This window comes from Embleya scabrispora DSM 41855 (genome assembly GCF_000372745.1).
GTDB lineage: Bacteria > Actinomycetota > Actinomycetes > Streptomycetales > Streptomycetaceae > Embleya > Embleya scabrispora.
The window spans coordinates 1-17,658 of the sequence record NZ_KB889676.1 but is presented as its reverse complement, the minus strand read 5'-3'; the positions used below and the strand labels follow the sequence as shown (position 1 = coordinate 17,658).

14 protein-coding genes, 2 tRNA genes and 1 pseudogene are annotated in these 17,658 nt (G+C 72.0%); 7 read left to right on the top strand and 10 right to left on the bottom strand.

The features are described from left to right. Window positions 1-40 precede the first annotated feature (40 nt). The 3 genes from dnaG to A3IC_RS0127155 all read left to right on the top strand — a co-directional run bounded on the left by dnaG (window position 41) and on the right by A3IC_RS0127155 (window position 4,791). Window positions 41-1,975, top strand: a complete 1,935-nt coding sequence (gene dnaG / locus A3IC_RS0127165) for a DNA primase (RefSeq protein ID WP_020553222.1) — start codon at window positions 41-43, stop codon at window positions 1,973-1,975. A 129-nt stretch (window positions 1,976-2,104) separates the two neighbouring features. Continuing rightward, complete coding sequence (locus A3IC_RS0127160) at window positions 2,105-3,277, top strand: RNA polymerase sigma factor (protein WP_020553221.1); 1,173 nt, start codon at window positions 2,105-2,107, stop codon at window positions 3,275-3,277. Between the two features lie 41 nt (window positions 3,278-3,318). Beyond that, window positions 3,319-4,791 carry an FGGY-family carbohydrate kinase gene (locus A3IC_RS0127155; protein ID WP_052173822.1) on the top strand — a complete coding sequence of 491 codons (1,473 nt, stop codon included), beginning with the start codon at window positions 3,319-3,321 and terminating at the stop codon, window positions 4,789-4,791. A 152-nt stretch (window positions 4,792-4,943) separates the two neighbouring features. Here the strand turns inward: A3IC_RS0127155 and A3IC_RS71385 are convergent, their stop codons facing one another. After that, the gene (locus tag A3IC_RS71385; protein WP_020553219.1) at window positions 4,944-5,243 is read right to left on the bottom strand and encodes a hypothetical protein; all 300 of its coding nucleotides are present in this window, start codon (window positions 5,241-5,243) and stop codon (window positions 4,944-4,946) included. Between the two features lie 162 nt (window positions 5,244-5,405). Between A3IC_RS71385 and A3IC_RS0127145 the strand changes: the two genes are divergently transcribed. Next, window positions 5,406-5,481 (top strand) — tRNA-Asn (locus tag A3IC_RS0127145). Window positions 5,482-5,537: 56 nt separating this feature from the next. Here A3IC_RS0127145 and A3IC_RS0127140 read toward each other — a convergent pair. Continuing rightward, on the bottom strand, window positions 5,538-6,074 hold the full coding sequence (locus A3IC_RS0127140; protein ID WP_020553218.1) for a nuclear transport factor 2 family protein: 537 nt from the start codon (window positions 6,072-6,074) through the stop codon (window positions 5,538-5,540). Between the two features lie 107 nt (window positions 6,075-6,181). Between A3IC_RS0127140 and A3IC_RS0127135 the strand changes: the two genes are divergently transcribed. Continuing rightward, window positions 6,182-7,156, top strand: coding sequence for an LLM class flavin-dependent oxidoreductase (locus tag A3IC_RS0127135; RefSeq protein WP_020553217.1), 975 nt, complete (start codon window positions 6,182-6,184; stop codon window positions 7,154-7,156). 33 nt (window positions 7,157-7,189) lie between these two features. Here the strand turns inward: A3IC_RS0127135 and A3IC_RS0127130 are convergent, their stop codons facing one another. Then, window positions 7,190-8,134 (bottom strand): NADP-dependent oxidoreductase, encoded by a 945-nt coding sequence (locus tag A3IC_RS0127130; RefSeq protein ID WP_026218800.1) that lies wholly within the window; start codon window positions 8,132-8,134, stop codon window positions 7,190-7,192. A 379-nt stretch (window positions 8,135-8,513) separates the two neighbouring features. Between A3IC_RS0127130 and A3IC_RS0127125 the strand changes: the two genes are divergently transcribed. Further along, window positions 8,514-8,587: transfer RNA gene (locus A3IC_RS0127125), tRNA-Ile, on the top strand. A 167-nt stretch (window positions 8,588-8,754) separates the two neighbouring features. Here the strand turns inward: A3IC_RS0127125 and A3IC_RS0127120 are convergent. Then, complete coding sequence (locus A3IC_RS0127120; protein WP_245599564.1) at window positions 8,755-9,675, bottom strand: SGNH/GDSL hydrolase family protein; 921 nt, start codon at window positions 9,673-9,675, stop codon at window positions 8,755-8,757. Window positions 9,676-10,054: 379 nt separating this feature from the next. On the opposite strand from A3IC_RS0127120, the gene A3IC_RS0127115 reads away from it, so the two are divergent. Further along, entirely contained in the window at window positions 10,055-10,549 is a 495-nt protein-coding gene (locus A3IC_RS0127115; RefSeq protein WP_026218798.1) for a DUF3145 domain-containing protein, read from the top strand. Window positions 10,550-10,710: 161 nt separating this feature from the next. Here the strand turns inward: A3IC_RS0127115 and A3IC_RS0127110 are convergent, their stop codons facing one another. From A3IC_RS0127110 to A3IC_RS0127085, 6 genes and pseudogenes are all read right to left on the bottom strand, one after another. Further along, window positions 10,711-12,156, bottom strand: a complete 1,446-nt coding sequence (locus tag A3IC_RS0127110; RefSeq protein ID WP_026218797.1) for an acyl-CoA carboxylase subunit beta — start codon at window positions 12,154-12,156, stop codon at window positions 10,711-10,713. 103 nt (window positions 12,157-12,259) lie between these two features. Beyond that, window positions 12,260-13,561: a beta-ketoacyl-ACP synthase II gene (gene fabF, locus A3IC_RS0127105; RefSeq protein ID WP_020553212.1), complete on the bottom strand. Its 1,302-nt coding sequence runs from the start codon at window positions 13,559-13,561 to the stop codon at window positions 12,260-12,262. A 135-nt stretch (window positions 13,562-13,696) separates the two neighbouring features. Continuing rightward, a complete protein-coding gene (locus A3IC_RS0127100; protein WP_020553211.1) occupies window positions 13,697-13,945 on the bottom strand; it encodes an acyl carrier protein in 249 nt (82 codons plus the stop codon). A 78-nt stretch (window positions 13,946-14,023) separates the two neighbouring features. Further along, a complete protein-coding gene (locus tag A3IC_RS0127095; protein WP_020553210.1) occupies window positions 14,024-15,034 on the bottom strand; it encodes a beta-ketoacyl-ACP synthase III in 1,011 nt (336 codons plus the stop codon). 322 nt (window positions 15,035-15,356) lie between these two features. After that, window positions 15,357-16,289: pseudogene (locus A3IC_RS0127090) on the bottom strand (ACP S-malonyltransferase); the annotation flags it as partial. A 97-nt stretch (window positions 16,290-16,386) separates the two neighbouring features. Further along, complete coding sequence (locus tag A3IC_RS0127085; protein ID WP_020553208.1) at window positions 16,387-17,553, bottom strand: PucR family transcriptional regulator; 1,167 nt, start codon at window positions 17,551-17,553, stop codon at window positions 16,387-16,389. Window positions 17,554-17,658 lie beyond the last annotated feature (105 nt).

The following is a 17,658-nucleotide window of genomic DNA, read 5'->3' as shown; positions in this document are numbered from 1 at the left end:
CCGCCGACGCGCACCGCGCGAACCCGTAGACTCGACGATCGTGGCCGGCCGTATCCGTGAGGAAGACGTCAGGCGGGTCCGCGAGACGGCACGCATCGCGGAGATCGCCGAACAACACCTGCAACTGCGCAACGCGGGCGGAGGAAACTTCAAGGGGTTGTGCCCCTTCCACGACGAGAAGTCCCCGTCCTTCCAGGTCAGCCCGGCGAAGAACCTCTGGTACTGCTTCGGCTGCGGCGAAGGCGGCGACGTTCTCGACTTCGTCATGCGCCTGGACCACACCACGTTCTCGGAGACCGTGGAGCGGCTGGCACAGCAGTACGGCATCGAGCTGCGCTACGAGGAGGGCGGCTACACGCCGGGCCGCCAGCAGGGCCGGCGCACCCGCCTGGTCGAGGCGCACAAGATCGCCGCACGCTGGTTCGCCGATCAACTCGGCAGTCCCGAGGCGGAGACCGCCCGGCAATTCCTCGCCGACCGCGGCTTCGAACAGGACGCCGCCGAACGGTTCGCGCTCGGCTACGCGCCCAAGGGCTGGGAGAACCTGGTCCGCTTCCTGCGCGGCAAGGGCTTCACCCCGCAGGAGATGCTCGAGGGCGGCTTGGCCAGCGAGGGCCGCAACGGCCCGATGGACCGCTTCCGGGGCCGGTTGATCTGGCCCATCCGCGACATCACCGGCGACGTGATCGGCTTCGGCGCGCGCAAGCTCTACGACGACGACAACGGCCCCAAATACCTGAACACCCCCGAGACGCCGATCTACAAGAAGTCCCAGGTGCTCTACGGCCTGGACCTGGCCAAGAAGGAGATCGCCAAGTCCGGCCGGGCGGTCATCGTCGAGGGTTACACCGACGTGATGGCCTGCCACCTCGCCGGCGCGGGCACCGCGATCGCCACGTGCGGCACCTCCTTCGGCGACGAGCACATCAAGGTGCTGCGCCGGCTGCTGATGGACTCCGGCGAGTTCCGCGGCGAGGTGATCTTCACCTTCGACGGCGACGCGGCCGGCCAAAAGGCCGCGCTGCGGGCGTTCGAGGAGGACCAGAAGTTCGTCACCCGCACCTTCGTCGCGGTCGAACCGCGCGGCCTGGACCCGTGCGACCTGCGCCTGGCACACGGCGACGAGGCCGTGCTCGGCCTGATCGACGCGCGCGTCCCGCTCTTCGAGTTCGCCATCAAGTCCCGGATCGAGGGCCACGACCTGTCCACCGCCGAGGGCCGGGTGGCCGCCCTGGACGCGGCCGCGCCGGTCATCGCGGGCATCAAGGACCAGGCCCTGCGGCACACCTACGCGGTCCGACTCGACTCGATGCTCGGCTTCCTGGACGAGAGGTTCGTGGTCGCCCGGGTCGCCCAGGTCAACCGGTGGCAGCGCGAGCGCGCCGCGCGCGGCGAGCGGGGTACCCACCAGGGCCAAATCCCGGCGCAGCCGGGCCGGCAACCGCAGGCCCCGCAGCGACCGGCCGGCTTCCGGCCGGATCCGCGCGACATGTGCCAGGCCGTGCAACGCGAGGTGCTCAAGCTCGCGTTGCAGGCTCCCGCGCTGGTGGCACCGGCGTTCGACCACTACGAGGTCGACGAGTTCACCGCGCAGCCGTACGCGGCCGTGCGCGCGGCGATCGCCGTCGCCGGCGGTGTGTGCTGCGAACTCGCGCAGACTCCGAACTGGGTCGCCGAGGTGCGCACGGCCGCCCCCGACGACACCGTCCGGCACATGGTCACCGAACTCGCCGTGGAGAGCGTGCACCGCACCGCCGACCCGGACCGGGCCTACGCCGACGGCAACCTCGTTCGGCTGCGGGTGTTCTCCGCCGAACGCCGGATCGCGGACGCCAAGTCCCGCCTGCTGCGCATCGACCCGGTCCGTGACGCGGACGAATACGCGCTGGTCTGGCAGGAGTTGACCACCCTGGAGACGTACAAGCGCGCCCTGCTCGACCGAGGCGCCGAGGCGCTGTACGCCCCCGGCGGCTGACCCGACGGCGGGAAACCGACCCCGCCCGCCCCGTCCGGCCACGTCGGTGTGCCCCAACCACCGCCGGCCGGCGAGATTTCCGCGCCGGACTCTCGGCGACAGGCCCCCTCGTACAGCAGACTGGGGAAGGTGCATCGGCACACCAGAGGGGGGAAAACGCCCGGCGGCGACCCCGCCCACACGGATCGGACGGATGAGCCTGAACCGGGCCCGGCCACCGTCCTCACGGAGCACGCCACCCCAGGAACCGCGCCACCCGCAGCACCGGCGCCGGCCGCGTCACTCGCGCCGGCGGCACCACTCGCGCCACCCGTACCGGCCCCGGCCGAAGACGTCGAGCGACCGGCCGCCGACCGCGAACCCGAGGACGCCCCGCGCACGGCGGAGTCCGGCGGCTCGTCCGCCGACCTGCTGCGCCAGTACCTGCGCGAGATCGGCCGGGTGCCGCTGCTGAGCGCCGCGGACGAGGTCGACCTGGCGCGCCGGGTCGAGGCCGGCCTGTTCGCCGGGGAACGCCTGCTCGGCGACCCGCCCGCCGACCCTGCCGTCCGCGACGCGCTGGCCACCCTGGTCCGCGACGGCGAACGGGCCAAGCGCCGCCTGATCGAGGCCAACCTGCGCCTGGTGGTCTCGATCGCCAAGCGCTACATCGGGCGCGGCCTGGGCCTGCTCGACCTGGTCCAGGAGGGCAATCTGGGCCTGATCCGGGCGGTGGAGAAGTTCGACTACACCCGCGGCTACAAGTTCTCCACCTACGCCACCTGGTGGATCCGCCAGGCGATGAGCCGGGCGCTGGCCGACCAGGCCCGCACCATCCGGGTCCCGGTCCACGTGGTCGAACTGATCAACCGGGTCATCCGGGTGCAGCGCCGCCTGCTCCAGGAACGCGGCGAGGAGCCCACCGCCGAGGACGTCGGCGAGGTGCTCGACCTGACCGCCGAGCGGGTCACCGAGATCCTGCGGCTGGCCCAGGAGCCGGTGTCCCTGCACACCCCGGTCGGCGAGGACGAGGTACTGCTCGGCGACATCGTCGAGGACACCGACGCGACCTCCCCGGCCGAGGCCGCCGCCTCGCTGATGTTGCGCGAACACCTGGAGGCCCTGCTGTCCACCCTGGGCGACCGCGAGCGCCGGGTGGTGCAACTGCGCTACGGGCTCACCGACGGCGAACCGCACACCCTGGAGGAGATCGGCCGGGTCTTCGGGGTGACCCGCGAGCGCATACGCCAGATCGAGTCGCGCACCCTGTCCCGACTGCGCGAGCGGTCCTGCTCGGAGCAACTGCGGGGCTATCTCGACTGATCCCTACCGTAGCGGTGTCCTTCTGCTGTCAGAATTCGCCCATGCCGACAAGCCCGACACCCACCCTCGTCGCCGGGGTGCACTGCTCAGCGCGCCAGGTGCGCATCCTCGTCTGCGACGCCGCGACCGGTACGCCCCTGCGCCAGGGGCGCGCCGCGTACGCCGAGGGCGCCGCGACCACGCCCGGTGCGTGGCTGCGGGCCTTCGGCGAGGCCGCGGCGGGCGGCCTCCTCGACGGAGTGGCGGCGATCGCGGTGGCCGCGCAGAACCACGGCGCGGTCCCGCTGGACGCCCAGGGTGTGATCCTGGGGCATCCGCTGCCCGGGGACGACCCCGGCGCCTCCGGAGCCGCCGCAGACCTCGTGGACGCGCTCGGCGGGCCGGCCGCGTGGACCATGGCGACCGGCTCGGTGCCGGGCTCGTCGTCGGCGATCGCCCAACTGCGCCGATTCGCCCGCTTCGAACCGGACGCGGTGGCCCGGATCGCCTCCGTGCTGCTGCCGCACGACTGGGTCACCTGGCAACTGCTCGGCTGTCCGCCCGATCCGGTCACCGACCGCGCGGACGCCTCCACCACCGGCTACTACGCCACCACGGGAGAGTGGCGCGAGGACCTGCTCCACCTGGCCATCGGCCGGGTACCGCGCACGCCTACCGTGCTGGCTCCGGGCGGCATCGCCGGACGCACCCCCGAGGGGGTGCTGGTCTCGGCCGGTACCGGCGCCGAGGCCGCGCTGGCGCTGGGCGCGGGTTTGTCCGACGGCGACGTGGTGGTCGCGATCGGCACCACCGGTACCGCGTTCGCGCCGCACCCGGTGTCGGTGGCCGACCCCACCGGCGTGGTCGCCTCCTACGCCGACGCCACCGGACGCCACCTGCCGCTGACGCGCACCCTCAACGCGGCCCGGGTGCTGCGCGGCACCGCGTCGATGCTGGGGCTGGACGCCGACGAGTTCGACCGGGTCGCGCTGGAGTGCACGCCGGGCGCGAGCGGACTGGTCCTGCTGCCCTACCTCGACGGCGAGCAGATCCCCGACCTGCCGCACGCGGCGGGCACGCTCACCGGACTGCGCCCGGAGAGCATGACCCCGGCGGCGCTCGCGCGGGCCTCGGTGGAGGGGATGTTGTGCGGTATCTCGGACGCGCTGGACGTGCTGCGCGACCGGGACGTGGCGGTGCACCGGGTGATCCTGGTCGGCCCCGGCGCGCGCTCGGCCGCGGTGTCCACGATCGCGCCGGCCCTGCTCGGGCTGCCCACCGCGGTGCCCGCGGCGCCGCTCGCCGGACGCCATGTGGCCCAGGGCGCGGCCCGACAGGCCGCGTGGGCGCTGTTCGGGGCGCTGCCGGCGTGGTCCCCGGCAGTGGGCACCTTCGTGGAACCGGCCGAGGAGGAACTCGCGCTCGGCGACGCGGTCCGGGCGCAGTACCGCGAGGTGCGCGATCGGCTGCACCCGGGCGCGGTACCGCCGCCGCGCGAGGGCGCGGAAGTGGGTGGGCGTCACCGCAGGGGGTGACCGGGCGACGCATGCCGACGACGACGGGTGGGCCGATGCCCGGCCCACCCCGCCGACCGTGGGCAAGCGAGACCTCCACGGGCTGCCGGGGTTGCCGGCACCCGGGTTGCCGGCACTCTGGCCGCAGCCCGTCCGGATGCCGCCGCGGGCCCCTACAAGCCCTGTCCGTAGCGCGAGTTCGTCACCGACGTGCCGTTCGTGCCGTGCTTTGCGAACCGGTCCGGCAGGTGTCGACCCACCCGCTCGGGCAGGTGGTCGCCGATGGCCCGACCGGCCTTGACGCCGGCCTCGCGGCCGATTCCGGCCGCCGCGTGCCCGGCCTTGCGGGCGGGCGGGCTGCCCGCCACCGTGCCGGACAACTTCCGGATCTGCTCGTACCGCTCGCGCCCGGCCTTCGTCCCCAGGACGTAGCCGATCGCGAGGCCGGTGACGAAGGTGAGCTTGTTGATCATGATGTCCTCCGCGGTCGTGTGTCCCGCCCGTGCACGTCAGCGCCTACCCGGGCGCGGTGCGTGGGCAACCTGTGAGGTCCTACCGGAAAAACCCTGGTGCGGGCCACCCCCGGGAATGCGCTAATGTATTCCACGCAGCGACCGCCAGACGGTCCGACGCAATCCCGCATAGCTCAATTGGCAGAGCAGCCGGCTGTTAACCGGCAGGTTATTGGTTCGAGTCCAATTGCGGGAGCCACCACGAGCGCCCGCCGGGTACACCCGGCGGGCGCTCGCGCGTTGCGGAGGGTTGGCTCACTCGCTCCCGGTGCGGGCCCAGAACTCGCGCCACGACGCCCACGCCTGCGGCAGTTGGGCGTCCGTGATCATCGGATTGTTCGGGAAGTGGAACCGGTCGGGCACGGACAGCGGGTGCTCCAGGACGTCCGCCGCGTAGAACACCCGAGGCTTGCGGCTGCGGAAGTACCACCGCCCGTCCCGTCGTTCGTAGCGGTCCAGGTACTGCATCGGCATCACCACCCACAGGTCGCCCACCTCGTGTTCGGGGCGGCAGTAGACCACCCCGGTGGCGTGATCCTCGTCCACCTGATCGATCACGTGGTTCCCGATCAGGTGGAACGTGATCCCGTACGGGCGCAGCACCGGATCGAACCACCGGGCCAGCGCGTCCCGGCCGACGCCGCCGTCACCCGTGCGCACGTCGTCCACGAACAGCGCGGCCAGTGCCGGCACGTCCCGACTGTCCAGCGCGAGCGCGTAGCGGGCGGCGAGTTGGCGGATCTGCTCGTGCGCCTCCAGGCGATCGAGCCGGGCGGTGATCGGGTCGGACATGCTGCCTCCGTAAGCTGACGGTCAGTCAGATATCACCGTGTCAGATGGCCTGCCGAGGCGACGCCCCGGGTCGGCCCATCCGGGCACCCACCCGTGGGGAGCGTCGCATGGTCAATGTCGGCATCTACCTGGACCTGCGCAACCCGGTCGAGTGGCGCCAGGACTGGTCCCGCCTGTACGCCTTCACCCTGGAGCTGTGCGAGGAGGCCGACCGGCTCGGGGTGCACTCGATCTGGACCACCGAGCACCACGGCTTCGAGGACGGATACCTCAGCCAGCCGCTCACCCTGGCCGCCGCGATCGCCGCCCGGACCCGGCGGGCCCGGATCGGCACCGGCGTCACCATCGCGCCGCTGCGCCACCCGGCGCACCTGGCCGAGGAGGCCGCGATCGTGGACCTGATCGGCGGCGGCCGGCTGGAACTGGGCATCGGCACCGGATACCGGCAGCCCGAGTACGACCTCTTCGACCGGACCGAACTGCTCAGGACCCGGTTCGCGGCAACCGACGCCAGCGCCCGCGAGATCCGCCGGCTGTGGGAGAGCGGGACCATCACGCCGTCGCCGGTCCAGCCCCGGCCGCGGATCTGGCTCGGCTACCAGGGGCCGCAGGGCGCCCGCCGGGCCGGGCTGCTCGGCGAATCGCTGCTCACCGCGAACCCGGCGATGGCCGCGCCCTACCTGGACGGACTGCGCGAGGCGGGCCACGACCCGGCGCACGCCCGGATGGCCGGACTGCTGAACGGTTGGATCACCGACGACCCCGAACGGGACTGGCCGGTGGTCTCCCGGCACCTGGCGCACCAGTGGGACGGCTATCACCGGTACGCGGTCGAGGGGACCGGCGCCGCGCCGCCGCGCCCGATCGACCCGGACCGGTGGCGGGCGCGGGGACTGTCCGCCGCGCCCGGCCACTTCCTGCACGCGACGCCCGAGGAGGCGGCGCGGGAGATTCGGGCGTACGTGGCCGATACGCCGATCGAGACGGTGTGGTTCTTCGCCTCGCTCAGCGGCATGGGCGAGGAGATGGTGCGCACCCATGTGACGACGCTGTGCTCGCGGTTGGCGCCGCTGCTGGCCTGACCGGCGGTTCGGCCGGCGCCTTCGGGCGAGCGGCTACGGCAGGATCACCGTCTTGCCGCGGGCGCCGCCCAGCCGGCTGCGGGCGATGGCGCCGGCAGCGTCGGTCAGCGGCAGGCGCGCCTCGATCGGCACGGCGATCCGGTGCGCGCGCAGCTCGTCGGCCAGCTGCTCGTACAGCTGTGCCGTGGAGCGCTGATTGTGGTTGATCGCCTCGACTCCACGAGCGGCGAGTTCCTGCGGGTCGGCCACGAACTGGGTGGACAGCGCCACTCCGCCGTCGCGGATCAGCCGGGCGTACGCGGCGAAGTCGGCCGCGTCGGAGACCAGGTCGACCAGCGCGTCCACGCCGTCGGGATGGTCCGAGCGCACCTTGTCCGCGACGATGCCGCCGGTCGCGTCGTAGGTCTGGGCCGCGCCGAGCGCAGCCATCCCGGCGGCGCCGACGCCCCGGGTGACCGCGAGCACCCGGACGTCGCGGGCCGCCGCGAGCTGGGTCAAGAAGGTGCCCACGCCCCCGGCCGCGCCGATCACAAGGATGGTCTGACCGGCCCGGATGCCGCCGGCCTCCAGCAGACCGAGCGCGGTGCCGGCGGCGGTGGGCAACGCCGCGGCCTGGGCCGGGTCCAGGTCGGCGGCCGAGGCCACCAGGCCGGCCGCAGGCACGGTCAGGAATTCGGCGTACGCGCCCACCGCGCCCACCGGCGCGCGCAGCACCGAGCCGAACACCCGGTCGCCGACCGAGAATCGGGTCGCATCCGCACCGCGGTCGACCACGGTGCCGGCGAAGTCCATCCCGAGTACGAGCGGGAACGTATGTTCCATCGACCCGGCGAGCATGCCGTCCGCGACCTTCCAGTCGAACGGGTTGACGGCCGCCGCGGCGACCTCGACCAGCAGTTCATCCCTGCCGGGTGTCGGTTTCGCCACGTCGACGACCTTGGGGTCGCCTCCGAACTCGTTCACGGCGACGGCGCGCATGTTGTTCTCCTCGCACGAATGACGGATGACCGGGATCACCCGAGTGACCGCGCGCACCGCGTCGTAAACGACCGGCCGCGGCCGGCGCGATCGCGGCGGTGCGGCACTACGACACGGGGATCGGCACCGCGCTCGGCGCCCCGCCGGCCGGACGCCGGCGCCTGCGGTGGAGAGGGTCGGCACGATGGGACGAGCAAGCGCGCGAACCGCGACGATCGCCCCCGACCGCGGGCATGGCGCGCGCCGGCCACCGGTGAGACCCGGCGGCCGGATGCGAACACTTTCGGGCAGGAAGAGACCACGCTCGTGAGGATCCCCCCGGGCGATGGTCGTGCCTGACCGGTTATGCTGCCTCAGGTTGTCCGGCAGCGGACGGCGAGGGGCGGTAGCTCAGCTGGTTAGAGCAGGGGACTCATAATCCTCTGGCCGTGGGTTCGAGTCCCACCCGCCCCACCCATTTCAGGTCGGCGTCTCGCAGTGTGTTTCCCGCGTTATGTCTGGATCGGCTGCTTTCGTCATCGAGCTTCGTCGCTGTGTGTCGTCGAGCGACTCTTTTCCGTAGTTGAGTGAGAGCTTAGCGGGCTCCCTGGGGGTTCCGGGAGACAAATCACCCGTATGGGCTATCCCCAGCTATATCCCTGGCGGGATGTCACCTCCGCGAGCGTGCGCTGACCGGCCACGCTGGGGTGGAACCAGTCCCAGTGGCTGACGTCGTTCTTGCCGAATCGCTGGGTGTTCACCACGCCGCCGTCGTAGCGGCAGTTGGACCAGGTCGAGCACACCTCGCGCAGCTTCCCGTTGTAGGCGGTCACCCGATCGCGCACGCGCTGTCGGCGGTCCAGCGCGGCGGGCTTGGCCGACTGCGGATCCTCCAGGATCGACTGGCACACGTTCGCCACCGACCACACCGCGCGGGCCATCATCTCGTCGTGGCCCGTCTCCCACATCCGATGCAGGTCCGGCACGCTGACCACGAGCACGCGCGCGTGCGGCAGCCCCTCGCGCAACACCTGTAGCGCGTCGCGGAACTGGCTCTCGAACGTGCCCGGCGAGGTCATCTCCGCCTCGGTGCGGCGGCACGCGTCGTTGGCACCCATCAGGATCGTCACGTAGTCGGCCCGCTCCCGGACCGCCTCGCGGGCCTGGCCCGCCAGATCCGACATCCGGGCGCCCGTCTCGGCGTTGTTGAACACCGCGTCCGCGGGCAGCCCCAGCCGCTTGGCATGACTGTTCACATCGGCGGAGGTGCCGGTGGCCCACGACTTCTCCGGACAGTCCCGCAGCGGCGAGCACGAGTCGAAGCCGCGGGTGATCGAGTCGCCCAGGGCCGCCATCGAGCGTGGCCGAGGTGGTGTGGTCGCGGTCGCCGGCGCATCCGGAGTCGGGACGAGCGCCTTCGCGTTGGGCTGTTCGGCCGCGCTCGGGTTGCCGGGCCTCGCGGTTTGCCTCCCGCTCGGCTCGGCCGGCCGGCTGCCCCCGACCGCGGCCGGCGCGGCACTCTTTCCGCCGTCCGAGTCGTTACAGGAGGACAGCGTCAACAACGCTGCGACCATCGTTGCGGTTGCCGCCCCTACTCGTCGTTTCCCACCCACGCCGCCCCCTCCGACCCCTAGCATCGACACGACGATGTCCATCGACGGTACGTCACTCCTTCGTGTGAAGGCCGACATTGCCGGGAGTGGCGTCGTCGGCAGCCGGGCACGTTGAGTGCAGTGGCTCACCATTCCGAGACGGTGAGTAACGAATTGTTCCTTCGCATCGGACAATTGCCCACATGTGATTACGGACAGCAACTGGTGCCTGTGGTACATCCGTGGTCTGTGGGGCACAATGGAAGACCGGGATCCGAACAGGCAGCCCGAGACAAGGGTTGAGGCCGCTGGGGAAGGCGAACCTCGTCCTTGAAGCCTGGAGGTCCCGGTGACGACACGTGGAGTTCTGTACGTGCACTCCGCGCCGCGTGCGCTGTGCCCGCACGTCGAGTGGGCCGCAGCGGGCGTTCTTGGCGTGCGCGTGAGTCTTGACTGGGTCCGCCAGCCGGTGGCGCCCGGCATGTTGCGGGCCGAGCTGTCCTGGCAGGGCGCGCCCGGTACTGCGTCGCGCCTCGCCTCGGCGCTGCGCGGGTGGCACCTGCTGCGCTTCGAGGCCACCGAGGAGCCCTCGGCGAACGCCGAGGGGGAGCGCTACAGCAACACCCCCGACCTCGGCATCTTCCACGCGGTCACGGGGGCGCACGGCGACATCCTGATCCCCGAGGATCGGCTGCGCGCGGTGCTCGGTCGTGCGGCGCGCGGCGAGGTCGACCTGCGTTCGGAGGTGGAGAAGCTGCTCGGCAAGCCGTGGGACGACGAGTTGGAGCCCTTCCGCTACGCGGGGGAGGGCACGCCGGTGCGCTGGCTGCACCAGGTGGTCTGAGCGTGGCCGGCAAATCTGCGGGGGCGGCCGGAGCGGCCGCGAAAAAGACATACGTATAGACATACCGACGCGAGGGGCCCTGCCGGATCATCCGGAAGGGCCCCTCGCGTCTCCGCCTTCGGACCTAGCCGGGCCCGCGGGAGTACTGGTGTCGGCGCGTTCTAGAGCGGGATGTTGCCGTGTGCGCCGCGGGTCCGCGGGGCGGCGGCGATCGCCTCGGCGATCGCGATCCGGCTCTCGTCCGGGTCGATCACCTCGTCCACGACGCCGATTTCGATCGCCCGGTCCAGACCGCCCGCGACCTTCTCGTGCTCGGCCGCCAGCTCCAGTTCGACCTGTGGCTTCAGCTCGTCCGGAACCTCGGCGAGCCGGCGGCGGTGCAGGATGCGCACGGCGGCCACCGCGCCCATCACCGCGACCTCGGCGGTCGGCCAGGCCAACACCCGAGTCGCGCCCAGCGAGCGCGAGTTCATCGCGATGTACGCGCCGCCGTACGCCTTGCGCGTGACCATCGTCACGCGCGGCACGACGCACTCGCCGAACGCGTGCAGCAGCTTCGCGCCGCGGCGCACCACGCCGTCCCACTCCTGACCCACACCGGGCAGGTAGCCGGGCACGTCCACGACCACCACGAGCGGCACGCCGAACGCGTCGCACATGCGCACGAAGCGGGAAGCCTTCTCCGCCGATGCCGAGTCCAGGCAACCGCCCAGCCGCAGCGGGTTGTTCGCGACCAGGCCGACGGTGCGCCCGCCGAGCCGACCGAGCGTGGTGACGATGTTCGGCGCCCACTTGGGGTGCAGTTCCTGGCCGGGCTCGTCCAGCAGACCATCGACCACCGGGTGCACGTCGTAGGCACGCTTGGCCGACTCGGGCAGCAGGGCGGCCAGTTCGCGGCGGCCGACGGCGGCCGGGTCGATCTCGCCCTGGTTGGCCAGCAGGTCGGCCAGGCCGCGGGCCCGGTCGATCGCGTCCTGTTCGGACTCGGCGACCACGTGCACGACCCCGCTGCGCCGGCCGTGCGGCTCGGGGCCGCCCAGGCGCAGCGCGTCGACGTCCTCGCCGGTGACCGAGCGGACCACGTCCGGGCCGGTGACGAAGATCCGGCCCTCGGGCGCCAGGATCACGATGTCGGTCAGCGCGGGCCCGTAGGCCGCGCCGCCGGCGGCCGCGCCGAGCACGACCGAGATCTGCGGGATGCGACCCGAGGCCATGGTCATCGCGTGGAAGATCCGGCCCACCGCGTGCAGACTGGCCACGCCCTCCTGCAGGCGCGCGCCGCCGGAGTGGAACAGCGCGATGATCGGAGCCCGTTCGGCCATCGCGCGCTCGTACGCCCGGACCACGATGGCGCAGCCCTCTTCGCCCATCGCGCCGCCCTGGACGGTGGGGTCCGACGCGTAGGCGACCACCCGGGCGCCGTTGATCGTGCCGACACAGGCGAGCGTGCCCGAAGTGGACTCGTAGGCCGAGATCTCCTCGTACGAACCCGGGTCCACCAGCTTCTTCAGCCGCAGCCTCGGGTTGCGCGGGTCGTCGTCGCGGTGCGGACGGGTGGGCCTGGCGGCGGGCGCGGGTGCGGCCTCGGCGCCGGGTCGGTTGTCCATCACGGTCACGGCTGTCTGGTCCGTCCTGCCGACCGCGGCACGCGCGCCGGGCATGGTGCGGCCCGGCGGCACGCGTCGCGAGCCGGCGCAAGGAGGTCGGGTGTCACCCGAACCGGCGGAAGGCGACGACGACGTTGTGGCCGCCGAAGCCGAACGAGTTGTTGAGGGCGACGACGCTGCCGTCGGGCAGCGCGCGCGGCTCGTCTCGGATGATGTCCAGGTCGACCTCGTCGTCGAGGTCGTCCACGTTGATCGTGGGCGGTGCCGTGCGGTGGTACAGGGCGAGCACCGTGGCGACCGACTCGACCGCGCCGGTGCCTCCGAGCAGGTGGCCGGTCATCGACTTGGTGCTGGTGACGGTGATCTTGTCCGCCGCCGCGTCGCCCAGTGTGGCGCGGATCGCCTTGAGTTCGGTGACGTCGCCCGCCGGAGTCGAGGTGCCGTGCGCGTTCACGTGCACGACCTCCTGCGGCTCGATCGCGCCGTCCTCCAGGGCCAGGGCCATCGCCCGGGCGATGTCGCGGCCGGTCGGTTCGGGCTGGGCGATGTGGTGGCCGTCGGAGCTGAGTCCGGCGCCCGCGACCTCGGCGTACACACGGGCTCCGCGGGCGGCCGCGTATTCGGCGCTCTCCAGGACCAGGACGCCCGCGCCCTCGCCCATCACAAAGCCGTCGCGGCCCTTGTCGTACGGGCGCGACGCGCGCTGCGGCTCGTCGTTGCGCTTGGACATCGCCATCATGTTCGCGAAGGCGGCCATCGGCAGCGGGTGGATCGCCGCCTCGGTACCGCCGCAGACCACCACGTCGGCGCGGCCGGAGCGGATCATCTCCAGGCCGTACGCGACCGCCTCGGCGCCGGAGGCGCACGCGCTGACGGGGGTGTGCACACCGGCTCGCGCGCCCAGTTCGATGCCGACGTTGGCGGCCGGGCTGTTGGGCATGAGCATCGGGACGGTGAGCGGGCCGACCCGGCGGGGGCCCTTCTCGCGGAAGGTGTCCCACGCGTCGAGCAGGGTGGTGACGCCGCCGATGCCGGATGCGATGACCACGCCGAGGCGGACCGGGTCCACCACGAGCGCGTCCGGAGCGTCCTCGTGCGCGGTGTTCTTCGCCGCGTAGCCGGCGTCCAGCCATGCCTCGCGCGCGGCGATCATCGCGAACTGGCCGGATCGGTCCAGGCGACGCGCCTCGACCTTGGGCATGACCTCGAGCGGCTCGACGGCGATCCGCGCGGCGAAGGTCACCGGCAGTTGTGCGGCCCATTCCTCGGTCAGAGCCCGCGCGCCGGAGGTACCCGCGAGCAGCGCGGACCATGTGGTCGCGACATCGCCACCGACCGGCGTGGTCGCGCCCAGACCGGTGACGACCACGGTTCGCGCGGCGTCGTTGCGCTCGGTCGACTTCACTGTCTTCTCACTCTCACGCTGTTGTTTCGGGCGATCCGGCGGCTGAGCGGGCCGGGGCCCGGTGTGGCTGCGACGGACCGGGCCGGACTCGCGGGTGCGGGTCCGGCCCGGAAAACGGCCGGCGCTACATCCGAGCTAGGCGGCGGCCTTGACGATGTAGTCCACCGCGTCGCGAACGGTCTTGAGACCCTTGACGTCGTCGTCCGGGATCTTGACCTCGAACTTCTCCTCGGCCGCCACGACGACCTCGACCATCGACAGCGAGTCCACGTCCAGGTCGTCGATGAAGGACTTGTCCAACTCGACCTCGTCCTGCGGGACGCCGGCGATCTCGTTCACGATGTCGGCGAGGCCCGTGAGGACCTCTTCCTGGCTGGCAGCCATGTTGCTCCTTGATTCGAAATCTTCTGCGGTGAAGGGTGCTGCTTGTGTTGCTCGTCCGCCGGCGACGACCGACGGGGACTACGGAAGCGTAATGACCTGGCCCGCGTAGACGAGGCCGGCCCCGAATCCCATGATCAGAGCGGTTCCGCCGCTGACCGCTTCGCCGCTTTCGAGCATGCGCTCCATGGCGAGTGGGATGGACGCGGCGGAGGTGTTTCCGTTCTCGGCGATATCGCGGGCGACCGGCACCTCGGCGGGCAGCTTCAGCGCCTTGATCATCGCGTCGGTGATCCGCATGTTGGCCTGGTGCGGGATGAACGCGTCCAGGTCCGCGGCCTTGATGCCGGCGGCGTCCAACGCCTGCTCGCAGACCTTGGCCATCTCCCACACGGCCCATCGGAAGACCTTCTGGCCCTCCATCTTGAGCGTGGGGAAGTCCTGCTCGGGCCGATCGCGCAGGTCGTTCCAGTCGATGGTCTGGGTGATCGCCTCGGACTGCGAGCCGTCGGAACCCCACACGACCGGGCCGATGCCCGGCGTGCTCGAGGGACCGATCACCACGGCGCCCGCGCCGTCGCCGAAGATGAACGCGGTGCCGCGGTCCGCCAGGTTGGTCAGGTCGCTCAGTCGCTCGACCCCGATCACCAGAACGTACTCGGCGCTGCCGCCGCGGACCATGTCACTGGCCAGCGAGACGCCGTAGCAGAAGCCGGCGCAGGCCGCGGAGACGTCGAACGCCGCCGCTCGCCCGCCGCCCGCTCCCAGGCGGTGCGCGATCTCGGTCGCGATCGCCGGGGTCTGCTTGAGGTGGGTGACCGTCGAGACGATCACGCAGCCCACCTGCGAGGCGTCCAGACCGGCGTGCGCGAGGGCCTTGCCCGCCGCGGCGATGGACATCTCCGCGACGGTCTCCTCGGGGGAGGCCCAGCGCCGGGTCTTGATCCCGGAACGGGTCTGGATCCACTCGTCGGACGAGTCGATCCGGTCCACCAGCTCGGAGTTGGGCACGATCCGAGCCGGGCGGTAACCGCCGACGCCGAGGATGCGCGCGTGTGCGGCTCCGGCGCGGGGGGTGATGGAAGCGGTCACGCGTGGTCCTCCCGTACGGGTTGGAGGCCGGGTGGGTTCGCGGCCGGGTGCGGAGCGGGCGCCGCGGCGGGCGTCACAGCGAACTCCGCGGGTGGATGCGCAACAGCGGCATGCCGGGCGCGACCGGGTCGCCGTCCTCGACGAGCCACTCGACCACGGTGCCGCCGTGCGGAACGGTGATGCTCTGCTCGTCGCGGTGCGAGCGCACCGTGGCGACCTTGGCACCGGGCGAGAGAGCGTCGCCCGACTTGATGTCGGTGAGCTCGATGACGCCCTTGAACGGCGCGACCACCAGGCGCCACGTGGGCGAGGCGTCGATCGTGCTGGGGCTGCCGTGCCGCTCGACCAGCTCGCGGGCCGCCTCCAGGTCGTCCGGGGTCTTGAGGGCGACCGTCTCCACGCCGGGCAGGGCACGCTTGGCCAGACCGGTCAGGGTGCCGGCCGGGGCAACCTCGATCAGACCGGTGACCCCCAGGTCCTTCATGGTCTCCATGCACAGGTCCCAGCGCACCGGGTTGGAGACCTGGGTGACCAGTCGCTTGACCACGTCGCGGCCGTCGTGCAGCACCGCGCCGTCGGAGTTGGAGATGAACGGGGTGCGCGGGTCGCGCACGGTCACGCCCGGCACCAGCTCGGCGAGCCGGTCCACCGCGGACGCCATGTGCTCGGTGTGGAAGGCGCCGGCCACCGCCAGCGGACGTACGCGGGCCTTCTCCGGCGGGTCGGCGGCGAAGGCGGCGAGCTGTTCCAGGGTGCCGGCGGCGACGATCTGGCCCGCGCCGTTCATGTTCGCCGGGGTCAGCCCGTGTTCGGCGATCTTGGCGAGCACCGTCTCCGGGTCGCCGCCGAGCACCGCGCTCATGCCGGTCTGCGTGACGGCCGCCGCGGCGGCCATCGCCTTGCCGCGCTCGCGCACGATGGTCATCGCCGACTCGGCGGTGATCACGCCGGTGCCGGCGGCCGCGGTCAACTCGCCGACGCTGTGGCCGGCGGCGGCGCCGACCACGCGGTAGGCGTCGGAGGGGTGCGGGAACAGGGCCAGGGCGGCCACCAGACCCGAGGCGACGAGCAGCGGCTGGGCCACCGCCGTGTCCCGGATCTCGTCCGCGTCGGCCTTGGTGCCGTAATGGATCAGATCGAGGCCCGTGACGGCGGACCACCAGCGCAGCCGGTCGGCCACGCCGTCGAGGTCGAGCCAGGGAGCGAGGAATCCGGGCGTCTGGGCACCCTGTCCGGGAGCGACGAGTACGAGCACGAGGTCAAGCCTCTCTCCTGCCAGGGGTGTGAGCCCCTTATCGGCAGGGACGAAGATCCGATGGTGACTTTGTGGGTTTCCTACAAGAGTGTCTCGACTAGATCTCGATTGCGGCGAGCCGGCCGAGGATCAGCGAGACCTGGAGGGTGAAGGCGGAACGGGTCTCCGTCGGTACGAGTCCGGTCACGTCGACGACGCGTCGCAGCCGGTAGCGCACGGTATTCGGGTGAACGAAGAGCATCCGGGCGGCCCCCTCCAGGCTCGCCGCCTGCTCCAGGTACACGGAGAGTGTCTCCAGCAGCGCGGAGCCCGCAGCGTGCAGAGGTATGTAGATCTCCTCCACCAACTGCTCCCGGGCCTCCTCGTCACCCGCGAGTGCGCGCTCGGGCAGGAGATCGTCGGCGGACACCGGGCGCGGAGCATCCGGCCACGCGACGCACGCCCGGTGTCCCGACATCGCCGCCTGCGCCGAGCGCACCGCGGCCAGCAGGTCCGGCACCTCGGGGCCGACCACCACCGGGCCCGGGCCGAACTGGCCGATCAGCGAGCGGGTGGCCCGGATCGGGTCGTCGGTACCGCCCAGGATCACCACGAGTCGCTCGCCCTGGACGCCGGTGAGCACGTTCAGTCGGGCGTGCCGGCCCGCCCGGTGGATGCCGTCCACGACCGCCTGCGTGTCCGCGTCCGGCGCGTTGCCCACCACCACCATGACCGAGTCCGGCGAACCCCAGCCCAGCGCCGAGGCACGGGAGAGGATGCCCTCGTCCGCCTCGCCGCGCAGCAGCGAGTGCACGACCAGCGCCTCCAGCCGCGCGTCCCACGCGCCGCGGGTCTCGGCGGCGTGCGCGTACACCTGCGCGGTGGCGAAGGCGATCTCGCGGGAGTACAGCAGCAGTGATTCGCGCAGTTCCTGCTCGTAGCCGGGCGCGGCCAGGGTGGCGATCTCGGACTCGACCACCTCGATCGTGGTGCGGATCAGCTCCACCGTGTGCGGCAGCGTGATGGTGCGGGTCAGCTCGCGCGGCGCGGTGCCGAACACGTCGGCGCTGACCTTCTGCGGGGTCTCGGGATGCCGGAACCACTCGGTGAACGCGGAGATGCCGGCCTGGGCGACCAGGCCGATCCAGGACCGGTTGTCGGCGGGCATGTTCCGGTACCAGGGGAGTGCCTCGTCCATCCTGGCCAGGGCCGCTCCGGCCAGTGCGCCGGCGGACTTCTCCAGCCTGCGGACGGTCGCGGCGCGCAAATCGGGCTTGGAACTCACGGGGCCATCATCCACTGACTGTTGGGCGACTTCGTCGCCGGCTCGCGAGGGGCCGCCTTTTTCTCTCCTCCGCTTCGCTCCTCCGAGAAAAAGGCGGCCCCTCGC